Raw genomic sequence first — 15,858 nt, forward strand, 5'->3', positions numbered from 1 at the left:
TTCCTGTCGGAACAAAAATAGAACGGAGTGAGCACTCATGAATGAAACAATTATTACGCTATCAACAGGTGAACAAATTCGAACAGAAGCGCCTGAACAGCAACTATTAGAGCATATAACGAACAACCAGGGTATGATGAATAAAGCTTTTGTTGTGATTGGGGACGTACATATTGCAACCGCTCATATAGTGAAGATTGAATCTACTGTAGAAGAAAACAAGAGACCTGATCAGTTAGAACAGACAGATAATAGCGTGAGTTCAAAACAGATTGAACAGACAGATCAGGTCGTGACTCCGAATCAGTTTGAACTTCTGGAGCAAGAGCTTCGGGAAGCAATGCAGACAAGAGATATATTTGCATTGGACACATTTTTACATGATGATCTTGTTTTCATCAATCATGAAGGCAGTTATGTGACCAAGGAAATGGATTTGGAAGCACATCGGACACTAGCTGTACGTTACACAAAGGTATCCAGTACAGATCTGCAAATCAAACCGACAAAGGATGGAGCAGTGACGATCTCCCGTATCCGCCTGGAAGGACAAGAGGGGGACGAGAAGATCAGTGGTGACTTTATTTATACACGAGTGTGGCAGCTAATCGGTGAGCAATATCAAGTAATTGCCGGACATTGTTCCATGCTGTAATATATGCGCATTTGTCTATTTTTTGCATAAACTACAGATGTCTGGCCTAACGGGTAAATAAGAGCATTGTCACGTATGTGAAATGTGGTATACAATACAGGTTGGGGCACGCTCATTTACAGCGGCTAATACAGTAATGAGGGATTATATGATGAATGTAAAGACATTGGAGAGAGACATAAAGCAATTTTTAGAGGATGCGGATGTACTTGTAGAAGCACCGCTTGCAGACTATACGTATACAAAAGTAGGCGGAAAAGCGGATGTACTCGTTTTCCCAAGAAGTTACACAGAAATTGAACAGGTTGTTGCCTATACAAAAGAAAATGGGGTACCACTGACAATACTCGGTAATGCATCGAATGTCATCATTCAGGATGGCGGACTGCGCGGAGTGGTCATGATCCTGACGAAACTCGATGAAGTTAAAGTGGAAGGTAATAGAATTACAGTTCAGTCAGGTGCAGCGATTATCGACGTTTCCAGAATTGCACTGGATGCTAGTTTGACTGGATTAGAATTCGCTTGCGGAATTCCTGGTTCAATCGGCGGGGCATTATATATGAATGCTGGCGCGTACGGTGGAGAAGTGAAGGATGTTCTCGAGCAGATAGTTGTCATTACCGATACTGGTGAACGAAAAGTGATGACAAGTGAGGAGCTGGAACTTAGTTACCGTACCAGCATTCTGCAGAAGAATAATTACATTGCTGTAGAAGCAACATTCGTATTGGAAAATGGTGACCAAACGGCGATTAAAGCGAAAATGGATGAACTAACATACCTTCGTGAATCAAAGCAGCCGCTTGAGTACCCATCATGCGGCAGTGTCTTCCAGCGCCCTCCAGGTCACTTTGCTGGTAAGCTGATTATGGATGCAGGGCTGCAGCTGACACGAATCGGCGGAGTAGAGGTATCAGGTAAGCATGCCGGATTCATGGTGAATGTAGCCAACGGAACAGCATCGGATTATATCAATTTGATCAAGCATGTACAGGAGACAGTCCAGGAGAAGTTCGGTGTCAGTCTTCACAGAGAAGTCCGTATCATCGGCGATGCTCCTGAGCAATAAAACATAAAAAGAAAAACCCATGGATCAATTGAACCATGGGTTTTTGCGTTACAGCTGCATGATTAGGCGAAAACCAAATAGCCAATTGTTGCTGCATAACAAAGTATAACTAACAGACTTGGCAAGATGTAGGTAGCTAAGGAACGTGTATGCTTTCGCGCAATGATGATCATTGAAATACCAGTCAGTATAAGACCGATGATTGCGATTATCATTATACTATTGGCAGTATCCTGCCAAACACTTCCGTTGAAGTATACAATATCCGATATTGCTACAACTATGATATTGAACAGATTGCTGCCAAGGATAGTACCAACAGCGAGGTTGGGATTACCTAGCTTTAGAGCAACATAGACACTGACAGCATCCGGAAGGGAAGTGGCAGCAGCTATTAAAATGCTGCCTATGAATGTTGCACTAATGCCAGTAGCAGAAGCTAAAGCATCACCAGAAAGACTTAGTACGCTTCCAGCTACAAGGATGATACTTGCAAAAAGGAGGAATCGCAGCTTTGCTTGGGATAGCGATTCCTCCTTGCCTGTTTTCGTATCTGATTCATTTGGCATATCTTGTTTGGATGTAAGATACATGCCCACCCCATAGATAGCTATAATCAGCAGACTTGGGATACTGATGTTTAGAATGGTGTAGCTGTGATTAATTCCTAAAGCAATAATGGCAACTATCGTTAGTATCAATGAGATAGTACCTGAATAGAGGTGCTGTTTGCTTACTTGGAGAAACAGTTTTCGACGTCGAAAATGTAGGTCAAAGAGAAAAAGCACAAATAAATTAAATAGCATGCTTCCTAATCCATTACCAACAGCAATATCAGGATTATCAATTAACGCAGCACTGATTGTAGCGGGCAGTTCGGGCAGGGAAGTGGCAATTGCAAGTAAAAGCGTGCCAGTAAGGAATCCATTCATATTGGATTTCCTGCTGATTGTATCTGCGTGGTTGGAAAGATGGGTAGCTGCATATACAGATAGAGCGGCAGCTAAAATAAAAATTGCGGCTAATAACAGGGGGGGATATAGGTCATCTTCCTTTCTGAGTAAAGCATTCTAATTCATTTACCCAGAAGAACAGAAATAATAACAATACTTTTGGATCTTCAATATAAAAAAGACATGCACTGGGCATGTCTTTTTTTGCATTATGCAGTTACTGTCGGGATGCTTACGCCAAGTCCATCAGCGACACGCTGTCCCCATTCTTTATCTGCTTTGTAGATATGACCTACTTCGCGTTCAAGAATTTCTTTACGAGTAACAGGCTTCATTGCATCAACGAAGTTCTGTACAAGGCGAGTTTTTTCATCGTCTGTCATAAGACGGTACAAATCTCCCGGCTGCGTGTAGTGATCGTTTTCATCATAACCAACGCTATCAGCTAGTCCGGATACTTCGAATGGTGCCATTTTGCTTGCTGGATCTTCTTTTGGTGTTCCAGCAACGCTGTTTGGCTCGTAGTAAACGCCGCTTCCGCCATTGTTGTCGAAACGCATTTGACCATCACGCTGGTAATTGTTCACTTCATTGCGCGCACGGTTGATCGGAAGTGCTTGGTGGTTAGCACCTACACGATAACGATGTGCATCATGGTAAGCAAACAGACGACCTTGAAGCATCTTATCAGGAGAAACGTCGATACCTGGTACAAGTGTTCCAGGAGAGAACGTAGCTTGTTCTACTTCCGCGAAGTAGTTCTCAGGGTTGCGGTTCAATACCATGCGGCCAACTTCGATTAGCGGGTAATCTTTTTGTGACCATACTTTTGTTACATCGAATGGATCGAAGCGATATGTGTTTGCATCTTCAAGCGGCATGATTTGAACATAAAGCTTCCATTCAGGGAAATCGCCGTTTTCGATTGCATTGAATAGATCTTCTGTATGGTAATCCGGATGCTCACCGGCAATTTTTGCAGCAACAGCAGGATCCATGTTTTTAACGCCTTGCTGTGTTTTGAAGTGATATTTCACCCAAACACCTTCGCCTTTTTCGTTAACCCATTTGAATGTATGGGAACCGAAACCGTGCATATTACGCAATGTTGCAGGAATACCGCGGTCAGACATAAGAATAGAAACCTGGTGCAAGCTTTCAGGGGATAGAGACCAGAAATCCCATACCGCATCAGGGTTTTTCAAATGTGTTTGCGGATGTCTTTTTTGTGTATGGATGAAGTCAGGGAACTTGATTGCATCACGGATGAAGAATACAGGTGTATTATTACCGACTAGATCATAGTTTCCTTCTTCGGTATAGAATTTAACAGCGAAACCGCGAGGGTCACGTACTGTGTCAGCAGAACCAAGCTCACCAGCTACTGTAGAGAAACGGATGAACATATCTGTTTTTTTACCAACTTCAGAAAGGAAGTCTGCTTTTGTATATTTGGAAACATCATTGGTGACTTCGAAGTAACCATGTGCACCGGCACCTTTTGCGTGTACAACACGTTCAGGAACGCGTTCACGGTTAAAGTGTGCTAGTTTTTCAAGAAGATGCACATCCTGGATCAGTGTAGGTCCACGTGAGCCAGCAGTTTGTGAATTCTGGTTATCTCCAACTGGAGCACCCCAGCTAGTAGTTAGTTTTTTATCTGCCAAGAAAATCACCTCAGAAAAAGTATTGTGTTAGTAAATCTATAAACATAGTAACATCTTTTTATTAAAAATCAATACTTATTTATAATAATTATAAAGTTATTATAAGGATAAATAAAAAAGGATAAACCAGCTAGAAAGCTAGTTTATCCTTCCGTTTAAATGATATCGTTTACAAAAAATATTATAAAGAAGCTACCCATGTGACTAAAGCACACCCCACTATGCTACCGCTGATTAACAAGTTTGTTTTCCACATTGGCACCCCTCCTCCTTCGATAAATTAAGTCTATCAAATTATGAAAGGGTTTTCAATATGCGAAGAAGCCCAATTATTGGAATTGAGCTTCTTTGTGCTTTTGTTTTGATTTGTACATTTCCTGATCTGCAATTTCTATCATTTCTGTGACTGTCAGCATCGAGCCTGGTGCATAGTCATGGATGCCGAAACTTGCTGCAATCGGATATGCTTTTATTTTTGAGTCATTCAAACGGGTTAGACTCTCCTGCAGTTTCTCGAGGAATCCTTCTGCTTGGCTGCGGTCTGTCTGAGGAAGCAAGATAATGAATTCATCACCACCATGGCGGAAAAGATATTCATCTTCTGTCAAGGTCAAGGTTATTGTAGAGGCGATAAGCTGAATAAGCTGGTCGCCTTCATTATGCCCGTGCTCGTCATTTACACGTTTTAAATTGTTCACATCTACAAAACAGAGGCAGAAGGGATGTTTGCCTTGCTGGAGAAGATCCTCAATAAATTGGATACCGGCACGACGGTTGAATACACCCGTAAGTACATCCCGGCTGGCATGCTCCTGTAGTTCTTTTTCGATACGCTTGAAGCTTGTTATGTCCGTTACACTGATTAAAAGCGCATCTTTTTTGTTATAACTGAGCAACTCAAAATTCAGCATCATCCAGTTTGCATGATGTACCAGATTATGGGTGATATAATTTTCAATCTTTACTTCGTTTTTTAGCTGTCCTAACAATACTTCCTGCTCTTTCTTGTCAGGAAAGAAGGAGGTGAGGGAAAAGCCGCTGACTGTTTGTGGGGTGATTCCAAAAAAATGTCCAGCTTGTTTATTGTACAGAATAATATTTTCAGTAACTAAATCAATAAGCACAACTGGCTGCGGATTGGCAAAAAACAGGCTTTTAAAGTTGCGTTTTTCCTCCTCTAGCTGCATTTGGCTATTATAGTCTTTTCTCAAGTAGTGATAGAAACTGAGATTGATTATTGCACTTACTACCAATGCACCTGTGAAATTAATAAGCATAATAAGCGAGACAGTACCGGAATGTAAGTAGAATAGACCGCCCAGAAGCATGATATGCGCTATACCTGCCAAAAGGACATAAATAATCGGCCGAATCGGTAAAAGGGAAGCACAGGCAAGCAGGATAATGAGATAGGCATACATATTACCTTCCTGCTGAAAGCTATTGAAGGAAGAAAACGCACCTTGGGCGATATACAGCCCTATGTAACAGACACTGAGAAAACTGGAATACACTGATTTGAAAAAGAGAAGATAACAAGCAGACATCAGCATGCCAGTCAGATGGACAAGGGCAAGTGGAAGTACATAATCTGGGTTATCTAAAGATCTATATAGGGATATATCCGCAATTAGGAATAGTGGATAACAAGCAAGCAGTGTAATGGAACTCAGCTTAATCCTGTGTGACAGGAGTGACTGATGATGTGTATCGAAATCGTTTGTCTGCTTCATGAATTTTTCCTTCACTTTTTTTAAGATAGTGTACTACATAACCAGACAGAAAGCTCCATTTTCTTTGATTCTTAACACATTGTAAAGATTGCAAGCAAATTGTAAGAGAAGGATATGTAACAAAGAAGGATTAACTGAATGACGAACAAAAAAGAGCTGCAATAGCAGCTCTTTACAGATGGTTATTATAAGCAATTGTAAGATTTTCCACGATTTCTTCTACATCATAGCCTTCAATTTGTTCGCGAGGGATGAAATGGACTAATTTTCCGTCCTGCATCAATGCGACAGAAGGGGAGGATGGCGGTTGATCTGTAAAGTATTCCCGCATCTTTTCTGTAGCTTCTTTATCCTGACCTGCAAATACAGTTACAAGATTTTCTGGTTTTTTAGCGTTCTGTAAGGATTCTCTGACTGCTGGACGTGCAAGGCCTGCTGCACAGCCGCATACAGAATTGACAACTACCAGTGTGCTGCCTTTTGCCTGCTCCACATAGTTTTCAACCTTTTCAGCATCAGTTAGCTCCTGGAACCCTGCCTGTGTCAGCTCATCCCGCATAGGTTGGACGATGCCGCGCATATATTCTTCGTATGCATTCATTTTGTTATTCCTCCTTTTGTTTTGTTGCTTCCGTCATTTGTTTCCAGACGGAACCTTTTGCTGCTTCGCCCCCAGCAATTCGTTCAATTGCCATATTAAGCTGCAGCTTCACTTCAAATTCTGTTTCCTGTCTTGCTGCTTTTTCAAGCAACGGCAAGCTTTCGCTATCTCCAATTTCATATAAAAACATCGCAGCCCGCCATCTGACAATCCGACTTGGGTCGGCAAGTGTCGCTTCCATTGCTGGTGTTGCTTCTTTGAAGCCGAGGTCCGATAGACAGTCACCAGCGGTCCGTCTAACTGTTACGACCTTATCCCGCAAGGCGAGGTATAGCAGTGGTAGGACAGCTTTATCTTCTATCATGCCTAGATAAGCAGTTGCTAGCCGGCGAATGGAGGCTTTCGGGTCCTGCAGAGCTTTATCCAAGAAAGGAAGATGCGCAATGCCAGGCTCCAGCGCATCCAATGCGCGATAGCGTACGCGCCAATCATCTTCATTCCACACATCCATTGTCGGCTGCTGTCGCTTCGCCGCTGGGGCTTGAGGATTCCTGGCACGTGCTACGAGTTCCCGCAGCCGTTCTGAGCTATAACTTGCGAGCAATTCTTCATAAATATCCTGTCCTACCTGATCTGGATCACCATAACGGGGATACTGTTCTTCCCATTTACGGGCAAATACAATATTGTCGTCCCCGGCGGCTTCCATTGCTGCTTCCGTAAACAAAGCAGGAAGTCCAATCCGCTTCTCTTGTTCATCAAATAGAAGCTTGATTTGCATCGGTACACCATAAATCGTCTGTACCTGAACATCCACTTGGCCATAATGCGGTTCTTGGATGCCTACTTCTGCCGGTGCACCTTGGCTATTCTCTCCGAATGCTCCACGTACAGCAGGCAGTATGGTCTCCCAAGCTGATTTTGGGCTTCGTTCCAGTGCAAGGAAGTCTGCCACACGGTAAATACCTTTCACACCTTCAATTTGAAATAACGCCTGGACGTAGTCAGGGTCGCCAGAAGAATATGTCTCTCGTTTGTAATCGAAACTGCTGCCCATCGGCAGCATGTCATCCACCACGATTTTCATCGAGTATGGACTCGGGGTAGGCTCGATTGTCACGATTTTCATCGTATTCCCCCTTATATATAATAATCATTTTCTTCCTATAGACTATATCACAGATGGGGTGAAAGGTGCGACAATGCGAACCTAGGACTTGAGCCTAGTGGAAACTAAGTCTCTGTTTCTATTAACCTCTTAGGAGCTGTCTGTTAGAATGTTAATAATACGTAAAAAAATCCACCTTTTCGGGTACAGGATGCTATAATGATTTGGTAAATAATTTACGTTTGGAGTTGTAAAATGGATAATTGGATAACGCAGTTTATGGAACAATTCGGTTATTTTGCGATCGTATTGCTGATGGCAGGCGAAAACGTATTCCCGCCGATCCCATCAGAGATCATCCTGCTGTTCGGCGGCTTCCTGACAACCACTTCTGGTAGTGTCACTATAGTCGGTGTTATTATTGCAGCAACGATCGGTGCAGTCCTTGGGGCTCTTATCCTTTACGGTATCGGGCTTCTTTTAGATGTTGAACGTCTGGAGAAAATCGTGGATCGCTGGGGACATATTTTACGAATTAAGAAAGAAGACATACATAAAGCAGATGCTTGGTTCGATAAGTATGGTGTATGGACAATATTCCTTTGCCGATTTGTACCTGTTATTCGGAGCTTGATTTCCATACCGGCCGGGATGTCTAATATGAATTTTCCGCTGTTCCTCATCTTCACGACATTAGGAACACTCATTTGGAATACAGTATTAGTATTGCTAGGTTATTGGCTCGGTGAGTCCTGGACGACAGTGGAAACATATCTTGGTTATTATCAGGATGTTGTCATCGTAGTACTGGCGATTCTTATCGTGCTATTCGTCATATGGTTCATCAGACGGAATAAAAAGAAAAAAAGTAGCTAGAGGAGTAGAGGCATGAGTATCATTGAGTTCTTTTCGGCCTTGATCATGGGGCTGGTCGAAGGGTTGACAGAGTTTGCCCCGGTTTCATCTACAGGTCACTTGATCATCGTTGATGATATGTGGCTGAAGATACACGAATTATTTAACAACGAAGTAGCGAACACATTCATCATCGTTATTCAGCTTGGCAGCATCTTGGCTTCTGTCATCGTTTTCTGGGACAAGTTCATGCAGATTCTTGGTATTCGCAAACTGCAGGGAAAAACAGAATCGATGCCAGGAAAACAAAACAAGTTCAACCTTGGAATAGTTATTGTTGGCTTGCTGCCGGCAGGGGTTCTTGGGCTTTTGTTCGATGATATTATTGATGAGTATCTGTTTTCCGTATGGTACGTTATCGTAGCTTTGGTTGTTGGGGCAATATTCATGATCTTTGCAGATAGAGTATCATCAAAAAAGACAAAAACAATCGATTCATTGGATGGTCTTACCTATAAGAAGGCTTTTCTGATTGGGTTATTCCAGTGTATCTCTTTATGGCCAGGTTTTTCCCGTTCCGGAGCAACAATCTCTGGCGGTGTCATTCTTGGCTTGAACCACCGCGTAGCATCAGATTTCACTTTCATCATGGCAGTGCCTATCATGGCAGGTGCGAGCCTTGTCTCGTTGCGTAATCACTTGCATGCTTTCACTCCTGATGTGATTCCGTTCTTTATTGTCGGATTCATCAGCGCATTTATTTTTGCACTGATTGCAATCCGGATGTTCTTGAAAATTATTTCCAAATATAAACTTGTACCTTTCGCCTTTTACCGAATTGCTCTGGCGATTGTGATCGTAATCTTCTTGATCATTAACTGATCCCTGTCTTGTACAGGGGTCTTTTTTTTGGCTAGAAGTGCCTTTCATATTATGGCGCCAAAGACAGAAACTAATGCAGAAAGGAGGAGAAGCATCATGAAAAAGCATCGAGTGGATGGCGGTATCTGGATTGACGATACGTATCAGCCAGGCATGGAGGAAGGGCTCACAGCCAAGCGGGATGAACAGGATACAAACAAGAAGCATGTGCGTGCCGACTATGAAGGCGAGACAGGTGACGCACATACACTAGGGCACTACCGATGACGAGGCGTAATAAAATACTCGTGCCCGAGGCGCGGGAAGGTCTTGATCAGCTGAAATATAAAATCATTCAGGATGCCAACCAGCCTTACCAGACTGAGCAGGCTGGTGATTTAGGTAATAGAACGAGCAGAGAGAATGGCAAAACAGGTGGCAGCATTGGCGGTAATATGGTCCGTGAACTCGTAAGGATGGCGGAAGAAAATCTGAAGCACCGTTAAGGAGGAAAAGCCCGTGAACGACAAGGATAAATCATTGGAAGATTATTATATGCGTTATACCGATCTAGATGGGGATGGGAAAGATATCTCATTCTCCCAAGAGGAAGCAGATGTTGATGATTTAGAAGCGCAGGCTCGTTCCGATGCAGCAGATGCTCGAGTAGCCAAAAGGCATAAATAACCGGTCATAAGTGCTTGTTTCAGATAGCATACTAACAAGGCACGACATTTCATATAGGGGGTTATCACATTGGAAAACCAGATGCAGACTGCACAGATGAATCAGCCGACAACTTTGCATGGCAAGCAGAACCATGGTGGTCATGAAGTTTTTGATACACATGAAATTCTAGCTGGTATGATTAGTGTGATGGACCAATATCAGATCTTTGAGCAGCATATGCAGGATCAGGAGCTGAAAACAATTGCGCATAATCAGTGCGATTTTCTGAAGCAGACGTACAACACAATGGTGGAGGCGTTCAAAACAGGTCAGGATCCATCTCAACCAACGAAACAATACAATATGCAGCAAGGTAATGATGTTGTTTATGGAATTACACCGTCCCAGCCAAAAAAGCCTAACACTTCTGTTAGTGAAGTAAATGAGCAAGGTCTATCTGCTTATATGCTGGCACAAGTGAAAGGGATGTCTTCCATGTGTGCAATGAGTGCATGTGAAATCACGAACCCGGTTCTTCGTCGAGTTGTTGCAGATACAGTACCGAACCTGATTGAGATGAGCTATGAAATCTTCCTGTATCAAAACAAACACCACTATTATCAGGTACCGCAGCTGCAGCCTGCCGATCAGGCAGCTATGATGCAGAGTTATGATACAGTTCCGTTGAACCAAACGCATTAATGAAAAGGTCCGCCATTATGGCGGACCTTTTTATTTGTCTTTCTGCTGTTGATAATTTGCTTCTTCTTTTAACTCATGACGAAGGCTGTCTACACTTGCAGCACGTCGCTCGTTCTTTTCTTTCAGAAATGACATTTCGTCATCTGTCAAATGCTCACTGTTCGCTTTGACAAAATCCTCTGTTTGATGAACATTCTGCAGGGTATGCTGGATTGTATCCTCGATACGCTCCGCATTATCTGCGCGATTATCCGGGTTCGGCATTCATGGACCTCCTTTTCAGAACAGATATAATGTAGTATCTGCCTCGAAAGAGAAGTTATGTATGCTTTATTTCCTTGTGATGGAAAGGACATCCTCCCTGAATTGGTTTAGCATCATCACCAATGAAATATTGCTTCCATTCACGGTGCCCATGGTCACCGAAGTGTCCAATATCCGGATGTTTCGGCAGTTCATCCCATTTTTCTACCCGGTCACGGACGGAATCACGTGATTTTGTCCCAGCGGGTTTATCTCCTTCCAGCCCGTCGAAGATACTGCGTGGCTGCAGTCCAATGACAAGGGAAGGACCTAAATCACGTGTAATTCGCTGCTTATATGCTGGCGCATTACCGAATAGGAAGTAAGCCTCCCCGCCGATATGATAATCAAAGAGGAAATGATCTGGATCCCTAGGGCGTTCTGCTGGCCATGGAATGTCGTCCACTTCATGCAGCCGCTGAAGGAAGCGCCAGAAGTAATCTCTGTAGTATTCCAAATCTTGTTCGGTATTTTCCGGTTCAAAAAAAAGGAATAAACCTCGACGTACAGCTTTTTCCTGAGTATGCATCAGTTTTGTGAAATCATTGATAATCTGAAGTGCACCATCCCAGTTGTCGTGAGGAACAAAGCCATAACGCAAGTCACCTTTCTTCTGTGCAGCAATCCCAAAGTAGCAGGGGAAGTCCTTTTTGACAACTGTTTCAGCAAAAGGTTGGTAAGCATCAAGAGCCCAGGTCGGGAGCTGTTGATTTGAAGTTCTGATGTCTTCTTTCTTTAAAAGCGGCAGCATGTATACACTCCTTATGTAAGTTAGTAATTGTTATAATTCTTTGTCAGTTCAAATCTCCTATTGACGAGCCTTTTTCCATTTACTATACTAAAAACAGAATCTAATTGATAATGAATATCAGTATCATTGATGCTGCTGAAGAGGTTTGACGCTTATGAAGTTGATTTACTTGATTATTATTACCGTTCTATTAGCTGTTTGTTCCCTGTTTGTCGGGGTAGAAAACGTGTCATTTTCTGCACTGTGGAAGATGGATGAGGAAGCCTGGAATATCGTTATGATCAGCCGGCTGCCGCGGATGCTCAGCATTATCATGGCTGGCATAAGTCTCAGCATATGCGGACTTATTATGCAGCAGCTTACCCAAAACAAATTCGTATCCCCGACAACTGCGGGGACAATGGATTGGGCAAGGTTGGGAATTCTAATATCCTTGCTGTTCTTCACAGATGGCAGTCCGATCTTAAAGATGTGCATCGCAGCTGCTTTTGCTTTATTCGGCACCTTGCTCTTCATGGGCATTCTCCAGAGACTGAAGCAGAAGGATACAATTTTTATACCGCTAGTCGGAATTATGCTGGGAAATGTAGTCAGTTCGATTGCAACATTTTTTGCACTCAAGTTTGACCTGGTTCAAAATATGTCCTCTTGGCTTCAGGGAGACTTCTCTTTGATCATGGAAGGACGCTATGAGCTTCTTTACATAAGTATACCGCTCCTAATCATTGCTTTTCTGTTTGCCAATATGTTCACAGTCGCTGGCATGGGAGAAGACTTTGCTACGAATCTCGGTCTTCCTTACAAGTATGTCGTGAATGTAGGATTGATTGTTGTCGCAATCATTACTGCAGTTGTTATTTTAACTGTCGGAATGATTCCGTTTCTTGGTTTAATTGTACCAAATATCGTCAGCATGTATCGCGGCGACAATTTAAAGAACAGTATCTGGCATACAGGTGTGCTTGGTGCAGTATTCCTGCTTGTATGTGATATAGCAGGACGCTTGATCATTTATCCTTATGAAATATCTGTCGGTTTGATGGTGGGTGTCATCGGCACAGGTATCTTCCTTTATATGCTGTTAAGGAGAAACGCCTATGCTTAAACGGAAGATTATATTACTGCTCGTTGTCGCCTTGTCTTTGGCCAGTCTTTACCTTTTCATTCATATGAACTTCCAAGCGATGGAGTACCTGCTGCGCACTCGGCTGGAAAAAATCCTAGCTATGATCTTATGTTCTGTTTCGATTGGTGTTTCGACTGTTGTGTTCCAAACTATTACGCATAATAGAATCCTGACGCCGAGCATTATGGGACTGGATAGTGTCTATATGTTCATTCAAACCATCGTCGTCTTCCTATTCGGTTCAGGAACATTTGTAATCATGCAAAGTGATGCGTATTTCTTCCTTACTATTCTGCTGATGGTCGGTTTCGCTTTCGGGCTTTATCAGCTGCTGTTCCGCAGAGGACAAAGTAATCTGTTTCTGTTGCTGCTCGTAGGCTTGGTGCTGGGTACATTTTTCAGCAGCTTGTCTTCTTTCATGCAGATGATAATCGACCCGAATGAATTTCTTTTGATTCAGGATAGCATGTTTGCAAGCTTCACAGATGTTAACACGGATCTACTGCTTATTTCAGCAGTAATCATCACTGTGCTTTGTATTTACATATTCCGTTATCGTCACTATTTTGATGTCATGTCCATCGGTCGCGATCATGCAGTGAATCTCGGAGTGCCATATGAAAAAATCGTCAAACGGATGTTCTTGGTGATTGCAGTACTCGTTGCCGTGTCAACCGCCTTAGTCGGACCTATCACGTTCCTCGGATTGCTGACAGCCAATCTGGCGCGGGAATTCCTGCAGACATTCCGGCATACGTACCTGCTGATAGCTGCAAGTCTGCTCAGTGTCATCGCATTGCTAGGCGGTCAGCTTGTTGTGGAAAGGATCTTCTCCTTCTCAACGCCAATCAGTGTCATCATCAATTTTGTCGGTGGAATTTACTTCATTTATTTATTAGTAAGGGAGAGTAAGAAGATATGATCGTTGCAGAAAAGCTTTCCAAGTATTTCGGATCCAAGAAAGTCATTCAGGATGTTTCCATCGAGGTGAAACGCGGTGCGATCACTAGTTTCATCGGCCCAAACGGTGCAGGGAAGAGTACCTTGCTTTCCATGGTGAGCCGCTTGTTAAAACAGGATGATGGTATTGTCTACCTTGACGGAAAAGACGTACATAAACAAAAGAGTAAGGATTTGGCGAAGACAATTGCTATCTTGCGTCAGTCCAATGTCGTCCAGATGAGACTGACAGTTCGTGAGTTAGTGAGCTTTGGGCGTTTTCCGTATTCGAGCGGGCGTCTCACTGCAGAAGATGAACAGAAGGTCAGTGAAGCTATTACGTATGTGAATCTGGAGGAAATGGAAAATAAATATTTGAACGAACTGAGCGGCGGTCAGAAGCAGCGGGCATTCATCGCGATGGTGTTGGCACAGGATACAGATTATATCTTGCTTGACGAACCGCTGAATAATCTCGATATGAAGCATGCCGTTCAAATGATGAAGCTGCTTCGGAAGCTGGTAGAGGATTTTGGCAAGACGATATTGCTTGTCATCCACGATATCAATTTCGCTTCTGTTTATTCAGACCGGATCGTGGCAATGAAGGATGGCAAGATTGTAGCAGAAGGTCCTACCGAAGATATCATTCAATCTGATGTCCTCAAATCCATCTATGATTTGGATATCGATGTTCACAATATCAGCTGTAATCGAATATGTGTCTATTTCTAAAACCCATACAGGTTAAAGGGGTGATGCCGTTATGAAGCTAACTGCCTTTCTTGGCCAGCAGAACATACATCACAAAGAAAAAGGAGATAAGATAAAATGAAGAAATTAACATTACTGATGACAGGTCTATTATTCGTTCTACTGCTAGCAGCATGCGGAAGCAATTCCGATAGTGCAAGCGGTGCAGATAAAGAGGAAGAGAAGCTTACAATTGAGCATGAGCTTGGTAAAACAGAAGTATCCAAAAATCCAGAGAAGATCGTTACGTTTGATATGGGCGCATTAGACACATTGGACAAACTAGGTGTCGAGGTTGCAGGTGTTGCACAAGAAAATCTTCCTGATTATCTTTCCAAATACAGCAGTGACGATTATGAAAACGTCGGTGGTTTGAAAGAGCCGGATTTAGAGAAAATTGCTGAAATGCAGCCGGATGTTATTTTCATCTCAGGTCGTCAAAGCGACTATTATGAACAGCTTAGTGAACTTGCACCGACTATTTATATCGGTGTTGATACGACAGATTATATGAACTCATTCAAGAAGAACACAGAAACGATTGCACAAATCGTAGGTAAAGAAAAAGAAGCAGAAACAGCGCTAGGTGAAATTGATGATGCTATTGCTGATCTGAAGACAAAAGCAGAGGGCATGGATGGAAAAGCATTGATCACACTCGTGAATGACGGCAGTGTAAGTGCCTACGGCAAAGCTTCTCGCTTTGGTGTAATCCATGATGTTTATGGTGTGCCTGCTGTTGATGAAACAATCGAATCCTCTACGCATGGTCAGAGCATTGGTTTTGAATATATTTCTGAAAAGAACCCGGATTATCTGTTTGTAGTCGATCGCGGAGCAGTTGTAGGTGGCGGTACATCTTCAGCTGAGAAAGTATTGGACAACGAATTAGTAAATGGTACGAATGCTGCTAAGGAAAACCACATCACCTACTTAAAGCCGGATTACTGGTACCTATCCGGTGGCGGACTGGAGTCTGAATTGGAGAAAGTGAAAGAAGTCTCTGATGCATTGAAATAAGAAAGAAGAAAAAAGCGCAAATGCATAGGGACTGACCCCCTAGGCTGAGACAAATAAAAACACCTTCAAGCTTGAAAACGGATCGTTGTT

The 15,858-nt window shown here is 42.9% G+C and carries 19 protein-coding genes; 12 read left to right on the forward strand and 7 right to left on the reverse strand.

The window, feature by feature from the left end; genetic code table 11:
* Positions 1-37 precede the first annotated feature (37 nt).
* The gene (locus tag AE2B122_RS08370) at positions 38-655 is read left to right on the forward strand and encodes a nuclear transport factor 2 family protein (RefSeq protein ID WP_175073727.1); all 618 of its coding nucleotides are present in this window, start codon (positions 38-40) and stop codon (positions 653-655) included.
* A 151-nt stretch (positions 656-806) separates the two neighbouring features.
* Positions 807-1,727, forward strand: coding sequence for a UDP-N-acetylmuramate dehydrogenase (murB, locus tag AE2B122_RS08375; RefSeq protein WP_175073761.1), 921 nt, complete (start codon positions 807-809; stop codon positions 1,725-1,727).
* A 62-nt stretch (positions 1,728-1,789) separates the two neighbouring features.
* On the opposite strand, the gene AE2B122_RS08380 is transcribed toward murB, so the two are convergent.
* The 5 genes from AE2B122_RS08380 to AE2B122_RS08400 all read right to left on the reverse strand — a co-directional run bounded on the left by AE2B122_RS08380 (position 1,790) and on the right by AE2B122_RS08400 (position 7,810).
* A complete protein-coding gene (locus AE2B122_RS08380) occupies positions 1,790-2,758 on the reverse strand; it encodes a sodium:calcium antiporter (RefSeq protein WP_371809508.1) in 969 nt (322 codons plus the stop codon).
* Positions 2,759-2,889: 131 nt separating this feature from the next.
* Complete coding sequence (katA, locus tag AE2B122_RS08385) at positions 2,890-4,347, reverse strand: catalase KatA (RefSeq protein WP_095218389.1); 1,458 nt, start codon at positions 4,345-4,347, stop codon at positions 2,890-2,892.
* A gap of 329 nt (positions 4,348-4,676) precedes the next feature.
* Positions 4,677-6,080 (reverse strand): sensor domain-containing diguanylate cyclase, encoded by a 1,404-nt coding sequence (locus AE2B122_RS08390; protein ID WP_175073729.1) that lies wholly within the window; start codon positions 6,078-6,080, stop codon positions 4,677-4,679.
* Positions 6,081-6,252: 172 nt separating this feature from the next.
* Positions 6,253-6,681 carry a BrxA/BrxB family bacilliredoxin gene (locus AE2B122_RS08395; RefSeq protein WP_175073730.1) on the reverse strand — a complete coding sequence of 143 codons (429 nt, stop codon included), beginning with the start codon at positions 6,679-6,681 and terminating at the stop codon, positions 6,253-6,255.
* A gap of 4 nt (positions 6,682-6,685) precedes the next feature.
* Positions 6,686-7,810, reverse strand: a complete 1,125-nt coding sequence (locus tag AE2B122_RS08400) for a conserved virulence factor C family protein (protein WP_175073731.1) — start codon at positions 7,808-7,810, stop codon at positions 6,686-6,688.
* 234 nt (positions 7,811-8,044) lie between these two features.
* Between AE2B122_RS08400 and AE2B122_RS08405 the strand changes: the two genes are divergently transcribed.
* From AE2B122_RS08405 to AE2B122_RS08430, 6 genes are all read left to right on the forward strand, one after another.
* Positions 8,045-8,665, forward strand: coding sequence for a DedA family protein (locus AE2B122_RS08405; RefSeq protein ID WP_095268539.1), 621 nt, complete (start codon positions 8,045-8,047; stop codon positions 8,663-8,665).
* Between the two features lie 12 nt (positions 8,666-8,677).
* A complete protein-coding gene (locus AE2B122_RS08410) occupies positions 8,678-9,526 on the forward strand; it encodes an undecaprenyl-diphosphate phosphatase (protein WP_175073732.1) in 849 nt (282 codons plus the stop codon).
* A gap of 96 nt (positions 9,527-9,622) precedes the next feature.
* A complete protein-coding gene (locus AE2B122_RS08415; RefSeq protein ID WP_175073733.1) occupies positions 9,623-9,793 on the forward strand; it encodes a hypothetical protein in 171 nt (56 codons plus the stop codon).
* Positions 9,790-10,011, forward strand: a complete 222-nt coding sequence (locus tag AE2B122_RS08420; protein ID WP_095218383.1) for an alpha/beta-type small acid-soluble spore protein — start codon at positions 9,790-9,792, stop codon at positions 10,009-10,011. Before AE2B122_RS08415 ends, AE2B122_RS08420 begins: the two co-directional genes overlap by 4 nt.
* A gap of 49 nt (positions 10,012-10,060) precedes the next feature.
* On the forward strand, positions 10,061-10,192 hold the full coding sequence (locus tag AE2B122_RS08425) for a YfhD family protein (protein WP_084160843.1): 132 nt from the start codon (positions 10,061-10,063) through the stop codon (positions 10,190-10,192).
* 69 nt (positions 10,193-10,261) lie between these two features.
* A complete protein-coding gene (locus tag AE2B122_RS08430) occupies positions 10,262-10,876 on the forward strand; it encodes a spore coat protein (protein WP_371809506.1) in 615 nt (204 codons plus the stop codon).
* A 30-nt stretch (positions 10,877-10,906) separates the two neighbouring features.
* Here AE2B122_RS08430 and tlp read toward each other — a convergent pair whose 3' ends face one another.
* Entirely contained in the window at positions 10,907-11,140 is a 234-nt protein-coding gene (tlp, locus tag AE2B122_RS08435; protein ID WP_095218382.1) for a small acid-soluble spore protein Tlp, read from the reverse strand.
* 55 nt (positions 11,141-11,195) lie between these two features.
* Complete coding sequence (locus AE2B122_RS08440) at positions 11,196-11,930, reverse strand: YqcI/YcgG family protein (RefSeq protein ID WP_175073734.1); 735 nt, start codon at positions 11,928-11,930, stop codon at positions 11,196-11,198.
* A gap of 154 nt (positions 11,931-12,084) precedes the next feature.
* Here AE2B122_RS08440 and AE2B122_RS08445 point away from each other — a divergent pair, with 154 nt between their 5' ends.
* The 4 genes from AE2B122_RS08445 (at position 12,085) to AE2B122_RS08460 (ending at position 15,768) form a co-directional block, all read left to right on the forward strand.
* Positions 12,085-13,035 (forward strand): ABC transporter permease, encoded by a 951-nt coding sequence (locus AE2B122_RS08445; protein WP_175073735.1) that lies wholly within the window; start codon positions 12,085-12,087, stop codon positions 13,033-13,035.
* Positions 13,028-13,978, forward strand: coding sequence for an iron chelate uptake ABC transporter family permease subunit (locus tag AE2B122_RS08450; RefSeq protein ID WP_175073736.1), 951 nt, complete (start codon positions 13,028-13,030; stop codon positions 13,976-13,978). Before AE2B122_RS08445 ends, AE2B122_RS08450 begins: the two co-directional genes overlap by 8 nt.
* Entirely contained in the window at positions 13,975-14,730 is a 756-nt protein-coding gene (locus tag AE2B122_RS08455) for an ABC transporter ATP-binding protein (protein ID WP_095268544.1), read from the forward strand. Before AE2B122_RS08450 ends, AE2B122_RS08455 begins: the two co-directional genes overlap by 4 nt.
* 96 nt (positions 14,731-14,826) lie before the next feature.
* Positions 14,827-15,768: a siderophore ABC transporter substrate-binding protein gene (locus AE2B122_RS08460; protein ID WP_175073737.1), complete on the forward strand. Its 942-nt coding sequence runs from the start codon at positions 14,827-14,829 to the stop codon at positions 15,766-15,768.
* Positions 15,769-15,858: the final 90 nt, after the last annotated feature.

This window comes from Terribacillus sp. AE2B 122 (assembly GCF_902497585.1).
Taxonomy (GTDB): domain Bacteria; phylum Bacillota; class Bacilli; order Bacillales; family Amphibacillaceae; genus Terribacillus; species Terribacillus saccharophilus_A.